Origin of the sequence: Treponema sp. UBA6852 (assembly GCA_002449305.1) — a bacterium.
Lineage (GTDB): Bacteria > Spirochaetota > Spirochaetia > Treponematales > Treponemataceae > Treponema_D.
Genome location: DKDI01000005.1, coordinates 19,426 through 37,740 on the forward strand (window position 1 = coordinate 19,426; position 18,315 = coordinate 37,740).

An 18,315-nucleotide genomic window follows, 5' to 3' on the forward strand; every position below is an offset into this window, starting at 1 on the left:
CTTTACGTTTATTGGAGTAACTATTATGAAGAAAATTGCTTTACTTGCTTGCATTGCTAGTTTCGGATTTGCCTTTGCTGGCGGTGTAGATAACAAGACTAACTTGAATCAGGGGTACATGAGAAATCCTAGCCGCAATACAGAAACATTGCGCCCAGAAGCTGTTTTGTATAATATCGGCGGAACAGCATTTATGAATGACGGACTTTACTTTGAGCTTGGAAACCAGTTTGTTTTAAAGAATTACTCTGACAAGCTTGACGGCCAGAAGTTTGAAGACGATGAAAATGTTTACTTTTACCCGAATGCAGAAGTTGTTTACAAGAAAAATAACTGGGCTGCATTCTTTGGCTTTGGCGTTTTTGGAGGCGGTGGAACTCTTGACTATAGCGATGGAACTGGACTTACTACATTGGCTCTAAAACAAGGAATGGCATCTGCTGTAACATCACAAGTTACTGCGGCGGTTATGGCTGGAAAACTTCCGGCTGCGCAGTCTCAGGCTTATGCCCAAAAACTTTTGGAGCAGCTTTCTTCTCATTCCCTTGAAGTTTATTCAGTTCAGCTTGGAGAAATCCTTGGAGCTTCTTATAAAATCAACGATATGATTTCTGTTGCTGCGGCAGGAAGATTTATGCACGGCGAACAGAACATTACACTCAAATGCGACGGCTTGCAGTCAGTTAACGGCGGAAGCTCAAAAATAGGATACGAGTCAAACGGATATGGATTCGGCGGAATTTTCGGTGTTCATATCAAGCCTTGGAATACTCTCGATGTTGGAATTCAGTATCAGACAATTACAAAACTCAAGTACAAATACGATGACTTGACTGGTGCCTATGCGTCTTCTTTCCTTAATGCAGATGAAGGCGACAACTTTAAAAACGATTTGCCGGCAGTTTTGAATCTTGGCGTAGGCTACACTTTCTTTGACAAGCTGAACGCCAGCATGAGCTTCAACTATTACTTTAACAAGCAGGCTACAATTGAAAGTCCGATTGACCGCTCTGAATATGACTACGATGATTCTTGGGAAATTGCTCTTGGCGCGGACTACAGACTTAATGAGCAGCTTAGCTTTGGAACTGGTTTTTCTTATGGAAAGCAAGGTGCAAAGTCTGATGTAAACAATGTGTTCAGCCCGGTTCTTGACAACTTTGTTATTGGCGCTGGCGTTGAATATTCACCTGTAAAACTCGTTACAGTTTCTGGCTCTGCGATGTACTGCAAATATTTCAGCGAGGATTACAAAAAAGCAGGATACACAATGGAACTTTCAAAGGATGTTGTAATGCTTGCTTTGGGCGTTACTGTAAAGCCTTTCTAAAAATCATCAGGACTTGCAACTTCAAGGGCTGCCGATGCCAAGTTTTCATTAAGCTTGCTTCGTGCGGCCTTTTCTTTTGTTGTTCCTGCTGCCCCAATTGAAAGCCTTTGCTTTTGAAGTAAAGCATTTTGCTCTTGGAAAAGCTTTTTTGCGGAAAGCAAAATTTTCTGGGCGGCTTCTTCTGGCACTTTCAAAGTTTCTGAAATTTCATTTTCATTTGATTCTGCAAGGCTTTTGAGCGTGCCGAATTTCTTCATTAAAAGAGCGTCGCGTTTTGGACCGATTCCATGTATTTTTGAAAAAGGCGAAACTGTGTTTTCTTTTGTTCTAAGTTCTTGGTTTCGGCTTGTGGCGAATCTGTGAGTTTCATCTCGCACACGCTGAAGCAGCCTTAGCGCATCGCTCCGCTTAGGAAGGCAAATTGGCGTGCTGTTTCCGGGGCGGTAAATTTCTTCATCGCGCTTTGCAAGACCTGCAATTGGAATGTCAAGGTCAAGCGATTTTAAAATGGAATCAACCGCATTTACTTGTCCTATTCCGCCATCTATTAAAATCAAATCAGGCAATTCTTTTTTTTCGTTTACAAGCCTTGTGTACCTTCTTGAAACCGCCTCTTTCATTGAAGCAAAGTCATCTATTATTCCGTCTGTTGTTTTCAGCCTGAAATACCTGTAGCTTTTCTTGTCCGGGTTTCCGTTGTAAAAACTGATTAAGCTGGCGACTGGAAATTTTCCGCCTATATGCGCAATGTCAAATCCTTCGATTCTTGCCGGAAGATTTGGAAGCGATAGTTCTTTTTTAAGCTCTTCCATTGCCGGAAAGTCTCCTCGCTCTCTCATTCTGCGAACTATGTCTTCCTTTGCATTTTGCTGCGCCATTCCTATTGCGGCTTTGTGAACACTTGGAGAATTTTCATTTACCGCTACTATTTCAGTTTTGATTCCGTAAGTTTCAAAAATCCATCTTTTCATGAATTCTGTTCCGTCGCTTTGCATTATATAAATCTGCGGCGGAATAAGTTCTTTTTCGTTGTAATATGAAGCCATGAATTCCGGGATAAGCTCAGAGTCTTCGTTTAGGCTTACAGTTCTGTAGTTGTCCCTGCCAAGCAGTTTTCCGCCTCGCATTTTTAGAACTGTAAAACTAACAAGCTCACCTTCGCGCCAAGGAGCAATATAGTCTTTGTCTGTGCCTTCAAAATTTTCAACGATGTTTCTGTGCTGAAGAATTTCCAATGCTTTTATTCCATCGCGCAGTCTTGCGGCTTTTTCAAAGTTCAAGTTCTTTGCAGCTTCCTTCATTTGGAGTTGAAGTTTTTTTACAGTTTCTTCGCCTTTGCCCTCAAGTAACGAGCAAATTTCTTCGATAAATTCATTATAGGTGGATTCGTTTGTTTTTTTGCAGCATGGAGCTTTGCATCTTCCTATGTGGTAATACATGCACGGAAAATTTTTTTCGCGGAACTTTTTGCATCTTCGCAGCGGATAGATTTCATAGAGCGTTTCTAAAAATGAATCCAATGCGGAAGCGTCTGGAAACGGTCCGAAATAAATTGAACCGTCGTGTGTTATGTTTCTTGTTTTAAAAAGGCGCGGAAATTTTTCTTTTGTAACTTTTATTACAGGATAAGATTTTCCGTCCTTCAGGCTGATATTATAGCGCGGTGAATATTTTTTTATGAGGTTGTTTTCAAGAAGAAAAGCTTCATATTCATTGTCGGTTGTAATATACTCAATAGAGCGGGCGCGGCTTATAAGCAGTCTTGTTTTTATGTCCTTGTTTCCGCTGAAATACGAAGTGAGCCTGTTTTTTAAATTTTTTGCTTTGCCTACATAGATTACGGTTTGTTCTTCATTCCGCCAAAGATAAACTCCGCTTTTTAACGGTGCCTTTAACGCGGTCTGATGAAGAATCTCTCTATGTGAAAGTTTTGGCGTAGAATTTATTTTATGGTCGTTCATATTATGAATAAAAATATTTTGACTGCAATTATAGCATTTTTTTTCGCGCTTTTGAATACTGCCTTTGCCCAGGAAAAATCCATTGTGCTTGGCGGAAAAGAAGGCTGGACAGCACTTTCAAAGATGGACGGAATTGTTCAGGGAAAGGGAAAGTTCGGCTATGACGCGATGGTTCTTGCAACCAACAGCAGGCCTTTAGATAAAGACACAGACCTTCTTATTAATTTTGAAAACAACGAAGTAAAAGACGTTTCTGGAAATTATTCTGTTACAAGCAATTCTCTTGTTCCCGCTGAAAAATCATTTATGGGAAAATATTCTGGGCTTTCTCGTGGAACTGGCGGAGTGCGTTTGCGCGGAAAAAAAGATACAATTTTCGGAAAGCAAGGGCAGGGCGGCTCAATCACAATTGAATTCTGGCTCAAGCCTTCAATTGCAGAAAACGGAGAAATTGTTTTTTCATGGCGCTCCTCAAGAACTGTCGCAGGCTATCCGCTCTACCAGATGATAACGGCAAGTTTCTTTGGAAATCATCTTGAATGGTCATTTACAAATGTTTTCAACGGCTACATAAAAAACGGCGGCGAAATAACTCTTTCAAGCTACACGACTATAATTCCAGAAATTTGGATGCACCACGCGATTCACTTTGACCAAGATACAGGCGCATTTGAATACAGAATTAACGGCAAGCTTGAAGATTTAAAATATGTTACAACTTCCGGGCATGAAACAGGCGGTTCTGTTTATTCTCCGATTATGGGAGTTCCTGCCGACATTGATATTTGCCCTCAGTACACAGGCTTGATTGACGATTTTAGAATTCAGCGCACATCAAAAAGCGAAGTTTCAGAAGACCTTAGAATTGACAACTATAAAGTTTCAGGCGGAAGATTTGAAACAGAGCCAATTCTTTTAAGCCAAGGTTCAACTGTTGTAAGCCTTGATGCGATTGTAGACAAACCGTCAGAAACTGGAGTTGAATTTTTTATACGCAGCGGAAACAACTTTTACAACTGGACAGAGGATTTTCCTAAATGGATTCCTGTAAAGCCTGGAGAAAAAATTGAAAATGTTTCAGGACTTTACTTTCAAATTGCAGCGGAATTGTATCCAGATGGAAAAGGCTCTCGCACCCCTTCTGTTACACAGCTAAGCATAAACTACAAAGAAATTCCTTCTCCGCTTGCTCCGTTCAAACTGACTGCTGTTCCTATGGACGGCTCTGTAGTTTTAACATGGCCTTATTCAGTTGATGATAGCGTTGGCGGATACTATATTTTTTATGGAGAACGTCCGGGTGAGTACTTAGGCAGAGAAGCCCTGGAAGGTCAGTCTCCTATTGACGCAGGAAATTCTGTTTCTATAAAATTAAACGGCTTGAAGAACGGAAAAATTTATTACTTTGCAATAGCCTCTTACTCAAAGTACGACTCAAGGATTATGGGCGAACTTTCCAAAGAAGTTTTTGCCCGCCCTTCAAGAAAATAGGAAGAAAGTTATGGATAACGAGAGCAAGCGAAACAATGGAATTTTGGACAGGGCAAACGCCGCGATTCTTTCCAGGGATTTTGAACAGGCAGCCCGCATTTACAAAGGACTTTTAAAAAGCGATCCGCAGAATGTTGAGCTTCTTAGTTCCTTGGGAAATCTTTATGTAAAAAGCGGCGATGATGAAAAAGCTCTTACTTATTTTAATGAAATTATCCGCATTGATTCAAAAAATGTTGAAGCTTTGAATTCGCTTGGAGGAATTTACCGCCGTCTTAAAAAATACGATGATTCCATTTCAGTTCTTGAGCGCGCAGTTATTGCAGATGAATCAAATGTTCAGTCTTTTTACAACTTAGGCTTTACATTTAAGCTAATGGGAAAATATGACGATGCCCTTAATTGCTTTAACAGAGTTGTCGAAGAAAACCCAGAAGATGTTCTTGCATTCAACCATATAGGTTCAATTTACGCGCTGAAAAATCAGCACAAGGACGCTGTATCTTCTTATTTACGCGGACTTAAAATTGATTTAAACCATCCGATTCTTCATTTGAATCTTGCAAAAAGCTATGACGTTCTCGGCGAATTTGAAAAAGCCCAGTCTGAGTATGAAGCCGCATTAAAAACAAAACCGGGCTGGCTTGAAGCAATTGAAAACTATGCCGACTTGCTTTTGAAAAAGAACAAGACCCGCAATGCAGGAGAGCTTGTAAGGCACGCTTTGAATTTAAATCCAAAAGATGCCGCCATGCACACAAAACTTGGAGACGTCTATACAAAGCAAAGCGACTTTGACAATGCGGAAGTTGAATACAATGAGGCTTTAAAAATCCGCCCGGAATTTCTAAAGGCACTTTCTGGACTTGCATCTGCTTATGAGTCAACTGGAAGAAGCGAAGACGCTCTTGAAATAATGGACCGCATGGAAACGGCTGCTCCTGAAGATTCGTCTATGCTTTGCCAGTATGCGCATATTCTTTTGAGCGCAGACAGGATTGAAGAAGCAGGAAAAAAAATTCAGTGCGCATACGAAAAAAATCCAGATGACCTTCATGTGCTGAATTTGCTTGGCCAGTACTATATTTGCATTGGAGAGGAACGCAAGGCTTCCGGCTGCTTTAAAAAGATAAAGATGTTGAATCCTAGTTACTCTGATTTTTACCGTGAAGGCGGAATTCGGTATTCACAAAAAGGCGAGCTAAAAAAAGCGGAAGAATTTTATCTTCGCTATATTGCCCAAAATCCAGAAAATGTAGACGCTCTTCATTCCATTGCAAAAAACTATGAAGCGCAAGGAAATCTTACGCAGGCAATGTCCACTTACAGGCAGATTGAAAAATTCGATTCTGAAAACAAAGCCTGGAAAAACGGCATTGAGCGAATAAACAAAAGACTTCTTGACTCTACAAATATTTTTGCAAACGCAGGCTCTTCTATTGAAGACGAATTTGGAGATGCTGACGAAAACTTTGAAATTGGACTTGGTGAAAAAACACAGGCTCAAGAAGTTTCTTCTTGCGAAATTGAAACGCAGCCTTCTGCTCCAAGTGAAGTAAAAACTGAACCAGAATCTGCAAATGAACTGGAGCCTGAATTTGAAAATCTTCAAAATGAAGAAGTCGCTGTTGAAGAAGTTTTTTCAAACGGAAAACTTGATGCTGAGTTAGAAGAGAATGACAAGGAGCAATATTCTCATAGCCTTGACAATTTAGTTCCAGAAGAATATCAGGATGAAGAAACAGGCGGACTTGAAGAAGATGAAACTAGCGCAGAAGATTTTTTTGCGCAGAATCCATTTTCATCCGGCGACAAATCTTCTGCGCCTAAAGAAAATTCTTTTGAACCTGATTTTGAAACAGAAAGTTTTGATTTAAAAGAAGAAAAGCCTGTTGTAACTTCAATTCCACTTGAAGAAAAAATTGAAAAGAAAGAGCTTCCTAAGCGTGAATATAAAATGCCGAAAGAAAAAAATCCTGCGCCGCAAAAAGCAGAGCCTGAAACTCCGGAACTAGAAGAAGAAATTTCAGAACCGGAAGAACTTATTGAAGATGAAGATTTTTCTGAAGATGATATTTTTGATTTGCCGGAACAGGCTGATAGTTCAACAGAAAATTCTGTAGACTTGTTTGAAGACGAAAACTTGGATTTTGAAGATGATGATTTTGCAAAAGAGGAAAAAGACCTTGCGGCTCAAGAATTCTTTATGGAAAGCGATGAGCCTCAAAAAACTGTAGAGCCGGAACAGGCAGAAAAAGAAATAGAGCCTTCAATTTTGAGCGATGAAAACGCTGCAAATGATATAGAAGAAAAAAAAGAGAACGATGAAAAATCATTAGAAAATTCCCAGACGCAGCTTTTCAAAAAACTAAAAGCGTTGTGCCGTTATCTTCCTGAACAACAGAAAAAAAATTTCCTTGAAAGCAAAACAAATCTTCAGCTTGAATATATAATTTCGCGCTTGTCTGGAAAAAAAGGACTTTTTGCTTCTGCGGAAAATGCAAGAAAAGAATCCGGCTTTGTTCCTTCCACGCATGAAAACGAAACCGGCATAAAGCTTCTCTTAAAAGTTGTTTTGTGCTTAAAAGAGCTTGTAAATTATATTCAGGACGAGCAGATTTCAACTTTGCTTTCTGCGGAAATAAACAGGATGTCAGAAATTCTGCTTCCGTATTCCGGCGAATAGAATGCGGGCTGTGTTGATTTCTTTTATTCATTGTGATATTTTACAGTATGAAAGTTGCTATCTTTTTAGGTTCCAAGTCTGATTTGGATACAATGAAAAAAGCCGCCGATGTTCTAAAAGAATTTGGCGTTGAATACAAAGCTTACGTTATTTCCGCTCATAGAGCCGGAGATTTGCTTGTAAAAACTATCGCATCTGTAGAAAAAGAAGGCTGCGATGTAATTATTGCAGGAGCAGGACTTAGCGCGGCTCTTCCGGGTGTTATCGCCAGCCGCACAGTTCTTCCTGTTGTCGGTGTTCCTCTTGAATGCATTAATCCTGGAAAATCAAACGGACTTGCAGGAATGGATTCTCTCCTTTCTATTGTGCAGATGCCTCCGCAAATTCCTGTTGCGACTGTCGGAATTGGAAATGCAAAAAACGCCGCTTACCTTGCGCTCGAAATCCTTGGAATAAAATATCCTGAAATAAAAAACAAGCTTGTAGAATTCCGCGCAAAGATGACTGCTGATGCAGAGTCAAACGGCGGCTTGGGAATCGAACTGTAATTTCTGATGCCGTTATCAATTAACAGAATTGTGTTATTGCCAGTTGACAAGACTGTGTCATTATCGGGCTTGACCCGATAATCTATATAAATATCTAATGGAAAAAAAATGAAGTGCTGTGAATTTCTTGTTGAAGAAGAGGAAGACAAGCTGCGCGATGAATGCGGTGTTGTCGGAATTTATTTAAATCCACCTAAGCAGGGCGAACCAGAAAAAAAAGAATATGTGGCTTATTCTGCCAGCGACTTTAACGCCGCAACTCAGGCTTATTATGCGCTTTATGCGTTGCAGCACCGCGGCCAGGACAGCGTTGGAATTGCGGTAAGCAACGGCGAAGATATTTCCATTCACAAGGCAATGGGAACAACTGCGGAAGTTTTTAAGCCTGAAAACCTTGAAGCTTTAAAAGGAAACATTGCCTGCGGGCACGTCCGTTATGCCACAGCTGGAAGCGCGACTTTGGAAAATGCCCAGCCGCTTCTTTTAAAGTCAAAGCTTGGAGCAGTCGCAGTTGCCCACAACGGACAGCTTGTAAACTATGAGCAACTTCGTGAAATGCTTGAAGATTCAGGAAGCACATTTTCTTCAACAAGCGACACGGAAGTTATTTTAAAGCTCATTGCAAAGTCTTACAAAAAAGGACTTGAGCGCGCGCTGACTGATACAATCCAGATGATAAAAGGCTCTTTTGCGCTTGTTGTTTCAACAGAAAAATGTCTTATCGGTGCAAGAGACCCAAATGGAATCCGTCCGCTGTGCCTTGGAAAAGTTGAAAACGGCTGGATTCTTGCAAGCGAAACTTGCGCAATTGATTCTGTGAACGCAACTTATGTGCGCGACATTCAGCCTGGAGAAATTGTAATAATAAACGAAGACGGAGTTCTTTCATTTGAATTTGGAGAGCGTACTTCCAAGCGGACTTGCGTTTTTGAATACGTTTACTTTGCGCGCCCGGACAGCATAATCGACGGAATTCCTGTTACAGAAGCCCGCGAAAAAATGGGTGCCTGCCTTGCACGTGAAAGCGGAGTTCCTGCTGATGTCGTTATTGGAGTTCCTGACTCTGGAATTGGAGCCGCCCAAGGATATGCAAAAGAAGCCGGAATTCCTTATGCAAGCGGAATTATAAAAAACAAATATATAGGACGCACTTTTATTGCGCCGACACAGCGTGAGCGCGAGAACATGGTTTTTGTAAAGCTCAATGCAGTGAAGTCTGTTGTGGACGGAAAAAGAGTTGTTGTAATTGATGACTCAATTGTGCGCGGAACAACAAGCCGCCGCCTTGTACAGATTTTAAGGCGCGCCGGTGCAAAAGAAGTTCACTTTAGAATTTCAAGTCCGCCTGTAAAATTTCCTTGTTACTTCGGAATCAACACACCGACTAGAGGCGAGCTGATTTCAAGCATCCACAACGAAGAAGAAATCTGCAAGGAAATAGGAGCAGACAGCTTGGCGTTTATTAGCGCGGAAGGAATGCTGGATGCCTGCCGTGAATGCAATCCAGAGCAGTACGGATTCTGCAAAGGCTGCTTTACCGGCGAATATCCGATTTCTGTTCCAGGCGAGCTTAGCGGAAAAAAAATTTCTGACTAAAGGCCTGAATCTTCTGTAATGATTCCCGTATCAAGTGCGGGAATGACATCGTGTCCTGTCATTTTCGGGCTTGACCCGAAAATCTGATATTTTGTCAGAGATTCCTGTGTCGTGGCGCAGAAGACTAACTCTGTAACAGTCATTTTTTGTAAAAAAAAGCATATATATAATGTATGGAATCAAAAGAAAACATTATGCTTTTGGGAATACTTGAAAAAGATGCCGAGCCGATTCTTAATGAAGAAAAAGAGCTCGGCTGTCTTCTTACTGTAAAATCCAAGTCCAGAACTCACAAAGTGGAAGTGTTCTCAAGCCTTCTGCCTGTTTTGTATAAAAAAGCCTTGAAGAACACAAAGGTGCTTGTTCCGGCTTGGAAACAAAAAGAAAAATTCTTAGCGTCTGTTGTTTATCCTGCCTGAAACTCTTGGACGTCCAGAGAAAGCCATTTTAAAAGCGCGCTAAAAAGCTCCCGCTTTTCAAGCACATTGAATCTTTCTTTAAGCCTATGAAGGCAAGTCTGTATGTACCTTTCTTTGCGTCCTGTTAGCGACTGCATTTCTTTTAAAGACAAGCCTTCCGCAATTCCAAAAACAAGCAGCCTGTTTGTTTCACTTAGAGATTCCATGTTGACGAATCTTCCCAAAAGATTGGTTTCATTTTTTCGTTGGGCCGCCTTTGATACAAATCTTTTTCCTTTTGTGTAAAACTCTGCACAGTGGGCAATGTCTTCCATGCTTTCCGGGCAGAAAAGAAGCGAAATGCTATCTAACTTGCGGACAATGCATAAAAAAAGTGCGGTTGGAGGTCTTTCTGAATACAGCGTTATATGAAGTTTTTTCTGTCTTAGAATAAGAAGAGCTTCAAGAGCTTTTCTTTCGTCCGCGGCACACCCAATAAGCACGTGGTCATTTTCCTTAATTTCCTTGCCTTGAATTTCATAGCTTGCAAGATACTCAGAAGCATAAGACGGACAAAGAACCCTAAACATAGGAATATGCATTGCATACTCCGACCTTGAAAAATTAACAATATATAATTTGCTCATATATTATTATCGGAGTGTTTACACATACTCCGCCGGAATCGCCATCACGCCTTTTGCTACAGAAACCGGCTTTCCGCAGCTGCAGACAATGCACGGAGGCGCAACCTCCACATTCTTGATTCTGCCTGTGATAAAAAAATTCTTTGCGTCATCTAGTTTTGGCGTGGCGGTCTTTTTTATTTCAACCGGATAAATCGTATTGTTCAAAAAAATAATCAGGTCGATTTCGATTTTATCCTTGTCCCTGTAAAAATAAAGCGGCGGCTCAATTCCATCATTGCAGAATGATTTAAGCACTTCACCGACAATGTATGTTTCAAAAAACGCCCCCGACATTGCGCCAAAGCGGAGCACTTCTGAATCCGTCCATTTTGTAAGGTAGGCGGCAAGTCCTGTATCGACAAAATAAAGCTTGGGAGTTTTTACAACGCGCTTTTCAACATTCACCGAAAACGGCGGAAGCAAGTAAACAAGCTCGGAAGTTACAAGAAGCGAAAGCCATTTTTTCGCCGTAACCTCGCTTATCCCAACTTCACTTGCAATGTCTCCGTAATTAACAAGCTGGGCAGTTCTTGATGCAACAACCGCAATAAACTGGAGAAACTGCATCTCGTCTGCAACCTGCGTCAAGCTCCGAATATCACGCTCAATGTAAGTTTTCAGATAGTTTGAGTAAAAATCGTTCGGCGAGACATTTCCGTTTGCAACTTCCGGATAGCCGCCTGTAAAAATTGAATTCCATATATCCGAAGCAGAAAGTTCCTTTCCAGAAAATGCGCTGTTTCTCTGCAAAATATAGTCTTTTGACGGAATAAATGGCTGGTCAAAGCTGTCGCCTCGTTTTTCGCGTGCGGAAAGCGGATAAAGCTGCACGATTCCGATTCTTCCAGAAAGGCTCTCTGTCGCTTTTTCCATAAGCCTGAACTGCTGGCTTCCTGTAAGATAATACATTCCGTTGTGCCGGTTCTTGTCAATTTCGATTTTTAGATACCGAAACAGCTCTGGAACATACTGAACCTCATCAAACAAAAAAGGGCTTGGATGAAAATCAATAAACGACTGCGGATCGTTTTTTGCGGACTGCTCTTCCGTCGGGTCATCAAAAGTAAGATAGCCAACAGATTTTTTGTCAGTTACGTTTTTCAAAAGCGTGGTCTTTCCGGTCTGTCTTGCGCCTGTAACAAGCACAGTCGGAAACGACTGAGACATCCGTTCTATTGTTTTTTCTGCATGACGCTCTATAAAAGCCATATTTTCTTCCAAAATTAAGTTTTTCGTGGGATAATCCAAACTGTCACTTTGGATTATCCCACGGAAAAGAAAAAAAGGCAAGATTAGTGCTCTTTTTGTAGGTGTAGGGGCATTAAGCTTTTTACATATCATTTGTTAATATAATGGCTTTTAAGATGAGAATATTTGTTTATGTTAGAATTTCTAAAGAGAGTATTCCTAAAGCCTTAAGTAAGTATTCCTAAGACCCTGAGTGAATATTCCTAAAGCCCTAAGTAAGTATTCCTAAGGCTCTTAGGAAGTATCTCTTCAGGTCTTAGGAAGTATTCCTTAACCTCTTAGAAAGTATCTCTTCAGGTCTTAGAAAGTATTCCTTTGGTCTTAAGTTTATTACAATAAACAAAAAAAACGGCATGCCGTTTAGACATGCCGCAGAGACTTCTTTTCAGAGTCTCTTTTAGCTTATTGTAATTTCTTTAATAAAGCTGCCATTGTACAGGATTGTGTTTGGCTTTGCCCTTATGCTGACCTTGTATGAGCCGCTTTCAATGTCTGCCGGAAGCATTGCGTCAATCCGCTTGTTTTTGTTCCAGATGTAGTTTTCAAGCCTTATTGAAACATCTCCCTTTGTAAGGAAAATTCCTTGCTCGCTGTCATTTTCGTCAAACTTGAGGTACTCGCCGATTATCCTGATTACGTTTCCTGGCTTTGCTTCTTTTAATGCAATTCCATTTACGTTCTGGATTTCTTCTATTGACGGAATCATCTTGTATCTTCCTGACACACGCTCTGTTTTTGTGCTTGCAAGCACTGCCTTTGCTATGGAACTGTCCACGGTGAGCCTTACGTTCAAGTCATGGTCGTTGCCAAAATTATGCGGCTCAAAAGAAGCCAGCTTGTCATTTGCAGTTCCCTTTGCGCAGATATAAAGCTGTCCAAACGGGCAGTGCACTTTGTAGCCAAGCTGCAGATAACGCAGAACAACATCCTTGTACACATTCAGTGCTCCTGTAATGTCGGCTTTTGTTATAGTTGTGTTGTTTTTTGCCATCTCATTGATGAGCTCGTCAAATGTGAGAGAACCGGAGTTTTCCGAATAGAAATGATAAGGGGACTTTGCATTGGCTGTCTTGTTCTCTCTTAATGAAATCTTTAACATAATTTTCTCCTGCCGGGCTTGCAGGCGCCTTGCTTGCCCGGTCTTTTGTTTTTTGAGGCAGAAGTCCGCAACGCGGAGGTTTTATCTGCCGTTCGTTGTGTACAATATACAGCGCAGCAAAGCCCTTGAATTGATAACATTTACGTGCTGTTTTATGAGCGTAAATGTTATCAATTTTGGCTTAGGATTTGGCTTTATCTTCTTGGAAAAGACTTTCGCATTAACTGCGCAAGCTAATATTTTTACAAGGAGGCGGCTATGGAAAATGAGTTGCTTACAAAGCTCTACGGCGAGTTCTGCTCTATGCGTGGAGAAATGTGCGAGTTCAAGAACAGAACTCTTGAGCGTCTGGGGGCTCTGGAAACAAGCCTTAAAAAATCTTCCGCTGAAAAAACAGCAAGAGTTTGCCAGATTGTTTCTATTGGTACAGGAGCGATTGCCCTTGCTTCTGCCGGATTCGCTGTGTTGAAGACATTCTTGGGAGGCGCGGCATGAGGATTCAGCAAAAGTACTTTGAGGAACTAAGAAAATTTGAGGGTGCGCCTTATGTGTGGGGCGGTTCTTCTCCAAGTGGAAGCGACTGTTCTGGCTCTGTATGCGATGCAGTAAGCCGTTCTCTTGGAATAAACCTTCGCGTTACAGCAGATGAATTATATAGAAGATTTTTTACAGAAGATGTAAAAAGCTTTTGCGGCGCAAATTTTTTGTATGCGGCGTTCTTTCTTGATGCGCAGGACAGGGCGGTTCATGTGGCAGGCTGGTGCGGATCTTGCTATGTAAATGTTTCCAGGCTGGAAGAAAATAAATGCGGCGCATTGCGAAGCGAAATAGAAATAAAGTCAATGTATTCTCACTTGAAGATGGTAAAAAGGGGGCTTGCTGTATGACAAAGATTGAAAGCATTGATTTTTCTTATGCAGAGCTTTTTCAGAATGTATTTAAAAGGCTGCTTCTTCTTGCAGGAAAACTTGCAGGGTACAAGGGATTTGCGGTTTTAATTGCGACAGTGCTTCTTAGGCTTGGATATATAGGGGATGCGGTCTGGGCTTCTGTTGTGATTTCATCTCTTTGCGGGGCGGTTCTGCCAAAAGCTTTGGGAAGCTATGCCGCTATGGATTCATCTATGGATGTAGGAGGTAAAGATAATGAGACATTCACGTATAATGCAAAAGGTATGCGCCGTGGTTCTAGTGCTAAACGCAGTTTTTCAGGCGAGTGCAGAAAAGTTGTTTCCAACGGAAAAAGCAGGATTAGAAGCGCAGTTAAAAACGCAGGACTTGCCGCTGAATCAGGCTTTGGGCAATGAAAGCCTTGCAGCTGAGCTTGAAAGAATTCTTGAAGAAACGGTTGATGAAGCCTTGTTTTTGCAGCGGGAGGGACTTAAGGCGCAGTTTGAAAAAGAAAGCAGGCGCATTTTTAAAAGCCGCTCATTCTGGAGAAAAACAGCCCTTTGCGAGCTTGCAGTTATTCTAGGAGCCGCATTTACAGGAGGCGTTATGTACAGGCTTAGAAACTAGCAGAGAGTCCCCTGGCCTTGCCGGGGGGGGGTATCTTGCCAGTATCCGGCTTGACTATATAATCTATAGGAAAAATGTGATTTTTGTGATAATTTTTATTGGAATTTTGTGATGAATCCTGTATTCTATGAATGTGGAATTCAAATATCCTGAATTTCGAGTTTTGATAAGAACAGTAATTTAAGTGTCATTCCCGTGCTGTGACACGGGAATCTGTTGGAAATTTTCAATAGATTATCGGGTCAAGCCCGATAATGACATAAAATCATAAAACTCGAAGTTTGGGCTAAATATCCTACGCATCAAATAAGTTTCAACACCGCAAAATCTTTAGAATGCTTAAAATTCATAGATTCATACGAGGTTACCGATGAAGAATGACAACGCGCTGTTTTACACTTGCAGCCTGATTGAATTTATCGGGCGCAGACAAAAGCAAAAAAGGGCATATATCGTAAACGCATTGGGAAAGAATGTTGTAAAAAGAATATATACTCATTCAGATGTTCTGCACTGCGAGGTGATAGACAGCGTCGCGGAAGAATTTATAAAGCTGATTCTGACGCTGGACGATGACCCGCCGGGCGACTACAACGGAATAGCCAGAATGAACGCATTGGATTGGCTGATTGGGGGAGATTGAGTTTTTAAGAGAAACAACGGTGAACGACAAGGCAAAAACTGTCTACACGGCTGACAATTTTGAAATTGTTTACTTTGATATACAATTTTTACTAATTTTTGTTTATTGGACTATACAATTTAATTTTATGATGTATAATATTGATATATGATAGATTATACAACCCTGAGTGAAGTATCAGCAAAAAGAATCAGGAATACAAAAGAATCTTTTGTGCGGTCAATTGATAATAAAATTAACTGGAATTCCCGGCTGATTGGAATTAAAGGCGCCAGAGGCTGCGGAAAGACAACACTGCTTCTTCAGCATCTAAAAAATAACTATATGGATTTAGTATCTTCAGGAAAAGCTCTCTTTGTAAGCCTTGATAATATCTGGTTTGCAAAAAACTCATTGCTTGATCTTGCTGATTCTTTCTCAAAAAACGGCGGAAAAATTCTTTATTTAGATGAAGTCCATAGATATGAAGACTGGCCTGTGTACATAAAAAATATTTATGATGATTATCCTGAGCTGCAGGTTGTTTTTACAGGCTCATCTCTTCTTCAAATTCTTGATGCGCGTGCGGATTTAAGCCGCCGTCCTGCGATGTACAATATGCAGGGACTTTCCTTCAGGGAGTTTTTAAATATAAAAACAGGAAATGACTTTCAGGAATTGTCTTTAGAAGAAATTTTGCAGAATCATTCAAGACATGCTTTTGATATTTGCGGAAAAGTAAAACCGTTTGAATATTTTGATGAATATCTAAAGACCGGATATTATCCTTTTTTCATGGAAGGATTGGATTCTTACTACATGAAGCTAGAGGAAACCGTAAATATGATTTTGGATGTGGAGCTTCCGCTTTTGAGAAAAATAGAAATAGCCTATGTTCCCAAGATTAAGAAGCTTCTGGCGATAATTGCTGAAAGTTCGCCATTTATGCTGAATGTGTCAAAGCTCTCCGGTGCTATGGAGTTGAACCGGGCCACACTGCTTTCATACTTAAAAAGTCTTACGGATGCAAAATTGATTGATTCTTTATTTAAGGATTTAAAAGGGGTAAGTTCGCTTCAAAAACCTGATAAAATTTTTCTTGAAAATACAAACTTGATGTATTTATATCAGGGAGAAAATGTGGATAAAGGAAATGCGAGGGAAACTTTTTTGATTAACCAGCTTTCTTATAATCAGACAGTAGAATTTTCAGATACAAGTGATTTCTTTGTAAACGGCAAATATACAATTGAATGTGGCGGAAAAAGCAAAACAGGAGAGCAAATAAAGAGTCTGAAAAATGCCTTTGTCGCAGCGGACGGAATTGAAGCTGGCAGCGGTTCTAAAATTCCATTGTGGCTGTTTGGGTTCTTGTATTAAAACTAAAACATAAAATGTGATAGCTTTAGCTTTTAACGCTCATAAAATGTGTAAATCTTTACTTGTCAATAAGAAAGATTTTGACAGCATGGCAGAAATATTCTACAATAAAACAGTAACTACTGCTTGACAAATAGAAAAGGGAGAAACACAATCTTGTCAGAACTCAGAACTCAGAACTCAGAACTCAGAACTCAGAATTCAGAATAGAAATACTGTCTTCAGGCGGTTATATAAAAAATAAAACGAAGACCGTTGTATTGCGGCGTGCAAAAATTTGTGCGCCGGCAGTGCAGCGGTCTTTTTTTGTTTAAAAAATTTTTTTAGGGAGAAAGATATGAAAAAATCTAGAATGTTTGCCGTGCTTGCGGCAATGACGATGGGACTTGCATTTTTTGGCTGCAGCAATGGCGATAGCGACAGCGACACTTTCGGCGGCGGCTCAGAGAGCGGCACTACCGGCGGTTCTTCTTCCGGCAGCATCGAGCCGTTTGCGGAAAACTTTGTAAAAATCCCTGCCGCTTCGATTGCCGGAACAGAAACTTGGACTCCGGCATCAGACGTATTTGTAAGCGGACGCAAGCTTGAAATCGCCTCGTTCTACATGAGCGATCATGAGGTAACATGCGGAGAATACAAGGCTCTCATGGGAAGCGACCCAAGCACTGCCAACGCTTACGACAAGGACGGAAACGAGCTTACAGGCGATGATGTAAAAAACAACCCTGTAAATTGCATCAGCTGGTATGCCGCGCTTGTATACTGCAACAAGCTTTCTATGAAAGAAGGCTTTACACCTTGCTATGCAATCGGCGGAGAAACAGACCCAAGCAAATGGGGAAGTGTTCCGACATCGAACAACAGCACATGGAATGCCGCGACGTGCGACTTTACAGCAGACGGCTACCGCCTGCCGACAGAGGCAGAGTGGGAATGGGCTGCGCGCGGCGGTGAAAACTACACCTATGCTGGAAGCGACGATATAGATGAGGTGGCTTGGTATACAACCAATACGAGCAATACAGGAACAAGGGATGTAAAGACCAAAAAGGCAAACGGCTATGGACTTTACGACATGAGCGGAAACGTATGGGAATGGTGCTGGGACTGGTATGGTAGCATATCAAGTGGCACGGTAAGTACAGGCCCGGCGTCGGGCTCTATCCGCTGTCAGCGCGGTGGTTCTTGGAACTACGGCGCCGACCTCGCTCAGGTTGCCTGCCGGAGCTACTACAACCCGAGCGGCAGCTACGGCTGCTATGGCTTCCGCCTTGTTCGCAACGCCAACTAGCGTTGGCTAGTTCTGCAAGGAAATTATTTTACAGCTTCCGCCTGCGCGGAAGTGCGAATCCGCGCAGTAACCCTATATGGGTGCAGAAAGAAGGCGCAGGCCTTGCAAGCGGAGCCGCGGCAGCGGGCGAAGTGGCTAGGCTGGAACATTTCCTCAGAAAAAATCGGAGTGCTAAAAACCACGCGCAGCCGTATGAAGTCCAAACTGAGCCAGATTGAAAACGACTTTATGCACGGACGTTCAACCCTAAAAAAATCCCTTGAGCGAAAAACCGCCGTTTATGCTGCAAGAGTTCTGTAGCGCAAAAGGGCAGGAGTACAAGAACACAGCCTTTGCTTTAAATATATTGCCAATCATGTTAAAATAATTCCATGAGTAATAAAATTCTATTTCATCGAGGTTACCGATGAAGAATGACAACGCGCTGTTTTACACTTGCAGCCTGATTGAATTTATCGG

18 protein-coding genes are annotated in these 18,315 nt (G+C 41.4%); 13 read left to right on the plus strand and 5 right to left on the minus strand.

All coding sequences use genetic code 11. From position 1 onward, the window contains the following. Positions 1–25 precede the first annotated feature (25 nt). Positions 26–1,330, plus strand: a complete 1,305-nt coding sequence (locus tag B3209_RS01215; RefSeq protein ID WP_296665259.1) for an OmpP1/FadL family transporter — start codon at positions 26–28, stop codon at positions 1,328–1,330. Here B3209_RS01215 and uvrC read toward each other — a convergent pair. Continuing rightward, the gene (gene uvrC, locus B3209_RS01220; RefSeq protein WP_296689568.1) at positions 1,327–3,291 is read right to left on the minus strand and encodes an excinuclease ABC subunit UvrC; all 1,965 of its coding nucleotides are present in this window, start codon (positions 3,289–3,291) and stop codon (positions 1,327–1,329) included. The two genes, B3209_RS01215 and uvrC, sit on opposite strands and share 4 nt — an antisense overlap. On the opposite strand from uvrC, the gene B3209_RS01225 reads away from it, so the two are divergent. From B3209_RS01225 to purF, 4 genes are all read left to right on the plus strand, one after another. Beyond that, a complete protein-coding gene (locus B3209_RS01225) occupies positions 3,280–4,782 on the plus strand; it encodes a LamG-like jellyroll fold domain-containing protein (protein ID WP_296689570.1) in 1,503 nt (500 codons plus the stop codon). The genes uvrC and B3209_RS01225 overlap by 12 nt on opposite strands. 10 nt (positions 4,783–4,792) lie before the next feature. After that, positions 4,793–7,468, plus strand: a complete 2,676-nt coding sequence (locus tag B3209_RS01230) for a tetratricopeptide repeat protein (RefSeq protein WP_296689571.1) — start codon at positions 4,793–4,795, stop codon at positions 7,466–7,468. 47 nt (positions 7,469–7,515) lie between these two features. Continuing rightward, positions 7,516–8,016: a 5-(carboxyamino)imidazole ribonucleotide mutase gene (gene purE, locus B3209_RS01235; protein ID WP_296663127.1), complete on the plus strand. Its 501-nt coding sequence runs from the start codon at positions 7,516–7,518 to the stop codon at positions 8,014–8,016. Positions 8,017–8,124: 108 nt separating this feature from the next. Further along, positions 8,125–9,612 carry an amidophosphoribosyltransferase gene (purF, locus tag B3209_RS01240; protein WP_296663123.1) on the plus strand — a complete coding sequence of 496 codons (1,488 nt, stop codon included), beginning with the start codon at positions 8,125–8,127 and terminating at the stop codon, positions 9,610–9,612. Here the strand turns inward: purF and B3209_RS01245 are convergent. Further along, complete coding sequence (locus B3209_RS01245; protein WP_296689573.1) at positions 9,609–9,755, minus strand: hypothetical protein; 147 nt, start codon at positions 9,753–9,755, stop codon at positions 9,609–9,611. The two genes, purF and B3209_RS01245, sit on opposite strands and share 4 nt — an antisense overlap. A gap of 30 nt (positions 9,756–9,785) precedes the next feature. On the opposite strand from B3209_RS01245, the gene B3209_RS01250 reads away from it, so the two are divergent. Continuing rightward, positions 9,786–10,031: a hypothetical protein gene (locus tag B3209_RS01250; RefSeq protein ID WP_296663120.1), complete on the plus strand. Its 246-nt coding sequence runs from the start codon at positions 9,786–9,788 to the stop codon at positions 10,029–10,031. Here B3209_RS01250 and B3209_RS01255 read toward each other — a convergent pair. The 3 genes from B3209_RS01255 to B3209_RS01265 form a co-directional block, all read right to left on the minus strand. Then, a complete protein-coding gene (locus B3209_RS01255; protein ID WP_296689575.1) occupies positions 10,019–10,612 on the minus strand; it encodes a hypothetical protein in 594 nt (197 codons plus the stop codon). The two genes, B3209_RS01250 and B3209_RS01255, sit on opposite strands and share 13 nt — an antisense overlap. Positions 10,613–10,675: 63 nt before the next feature. Beyond that, positions 10,676–11,908 (minus strand): ATP-binding protein, encoded by a 1,233-nt coding sequence (locus B3209_RS01260; RefSeq protein WP_296689576.1) that lies wholly within the window; start codon positions 11,906–11,908, stop codon positions 10,676–10,678. A 436-nt stretch (positions 11,909–12,344) separates the two neighbouring features. After that, on the minus strand, positions 12,345–13,046 hold the full coding sequence (locus tag B3209_RS01265) for a DNA-binding domain-containing protein (protein ID WP_296664864.1): 702 nt from the start codon (positions 13,044–13,046) through the stop codon (positions 12,345–12,347). A gap of 258 nt (positions 13,047–13,304) precedes the next feature. On the opposite strand from B3209_RS01265, the gene B3209_RS01270 reads away from it, so the two are divergent. The 7 genes from B3209_RS01270 (at position 13,305) to B3209_RS01300 (ending at position 17,856) form a co-directional block, all read left to right on the plus strand. Then, positions 13,305–13,541, plus strand: coding sequence for a hypothetical protein (locus tag B3209_RS01270; RefSeq protein ID WP_296664867.1), 237 nt, complete (start codon positions 13,305–13,307; stop codon positions 13,539–13,541). After that, complete coding sequence (locus tag B3209_RS01275) at positions 13,538–13,933, plus strand: NlpC/P60 family protein (RefSeq protein ID WP_296664869.1); 396 nt, start codon at positions 13,538–13,540, stop codon at positions 13,931–13,933. Before B3209_RS01270 ends, B3209_RS01275 begins: the two co-directional genes overlap by 4 nt. Further along, complete coding sequence (locus B3209_RS01280) at positions 13,930–14,352, plus strand: hypothetical protein (protein WP_296664872.1); 423 nt, start codon at positions 13,930–13,932, stop codon at positions 14,350–14,352. The genes B3209_RS01275 and B3209_RS01280 overlap by 4 nt, the downstream gene beginning before the upstream one ends. Next, on the plus strand, positions 14,324–14,563 hold the full coding sequence (locus tag B3209_RS01285; RefSeq protein WP_296664874.1) for a hypothetical protein: 240 nt from the start codon (positions 14,324–14,326) through the stop codon (positions 14,561–14,563). Before B3209_RS01280 ends, B3209_RS01285 begins: the two co-directional genes overlap by 29 nt. Positions 14,564–14,933: 370 nt before the next feature. Further along, entirely contained in the window at positions 14,934–15,206 is a 273-nt protein-coding gene (locus tag B3209_RS01290) for a hypothetical protein (RefSeq protein ID WP_296664000.1), read from the plus strand. A gap of 147 nt (positions 15,207–15,353) precedes the next feature. Continuing rightward, positions 15,354–16,565 (plus strand): ATP-binding protein, encoded by a 1,212-nt coding sequence (locus tag B3209_RS01295; RefSeq protein WP_296689579.1) that lies wholly within the window; start codon positions 15,354–15,356, stop codon positions 16,563–16,565. 337 nt (positions 16,566–16,902) lie between these two features. After that, positions 16,903–17,856, plus strand: coding sequence for a formylglycine-generating enzyme family protein (locus B3209_RS01300; protein ID WP_296689582.1), 954 nt, complete (start codon positions 16,903–16,905; stop codon positions 17,854–17,856). Positions 17,857–18,315: the final 459 nt, after the last annotated feature.

Coding starts and splice junctions, on each gene's coding strand:
- B3209_RS01215 (WP_296665259.1), top strand. CDS start 26: ATGAAGAAAATTGCTTTACTTGCTTGCATTGCTAGTTTCGGATTTGCC.
- B3209_RS01225 (WP_296689570.1), top strand. CDS start 3,280: ATGGTCGTTCATATTATGAATAAAAATATTTTGACTGCAATTATAGCA.
- uvrC (WP_296689568.1), bottom strand. CDS start 3,291: ATGAACGACCATAAAATAAATTCTACGCCAAAACTTTCACATAGAGAG.
- B3209_RS01230 (WP_296689571.1), top strand. CDS start 4,793: ATGGATAACGAGAGCAAGCGAAACAATGGAATTTTGGACAGGGCAAAC.
- purE (WP_296663127.1), top strand. CDS start 7,516: ATGAAAGTTGCTATCTTTTTAGGTTCCAAGTCTGATTTGGATACAATG.
- purF (WP_296663123.1), top strand. CDS start 8,125: ATGAAGTGCTGTGAATTTCTTGTTGAAGAAGAGGAAGACAAGCTGCGC.
- B3209_RS01245 (WP_296689573.1), bottom strand. CDS start 9,755: ATGACTGTTACAGAGTTAGTCTTCTGCGCCACGACACAGGAATCTCTG.
- B3209_RS01250 (WP_296663120.1), top strand. CDS start 9,786: ATGGAATCAAAAGAAAACATTATGCTTTTGGGAATACTTGAAAAAGAT.
- B3209_RS01255 (WP_296689575.1), bottom strand. CDS start 10,612: ATGCATATTCCTATGTTTAGGGTTCTTTGTCCGTCTTATGCTTCTGAG.
- B3209_RS01260 (WP_296689576.1), bottom strand. CDS start 11,908: ATGGCTTTTATAGAGCGTCATGCAGAAAAAACAATAGAACGGATGTCT.
- B3209_RS01265 (WP_296664864.1), bottom strand. CDS start 13,046: ATGTTAAAGATTTCATTAAGAGAGAACAAGACAGCCAATGCAAAGTCC.
- B3209_RS01270 (WP_296664867.1), top strand. CDS start 13,305: ATGGAAAATGAGTTGCTTACAAAGCTCTACGGCGAGTTCTGCTCTATG.
- B3209_RS01275 (WP_296664869.1), top strand. CDS start 13,538: ATGAGGATTCAGCAAAAGTACTTTGAGGAACTAAGAAAATTTGAGGGT.
- B3209_RS01280 (WP_296664872.1), top strand. CDS start 13,930: ATGACAAAGATTGAAAGCATTGATTTTTCTTATGCAGAGCTTTTTCAG.
- B3209_RS01290 (WP_296664000.1), top strand. CDS start 14,934: ATGAAGAATGACAACGCGCTGTTTTACACTTGCAGCCTGATTGAATTT.
- B3209_RS01295 (WP_296689579.1), top strand. CDS start 15,354: ATGATAGATTATACAACCCTGAGTGAAGTATCAGCAAAAAGAATCAGG.
- B3209_RS01300 (WP_296689582.1), top strand. CDS start 16,903: ATGAAAAAATCTAGAATGTTTGCCGTGCTTGCGGCAATGACGATGGGA.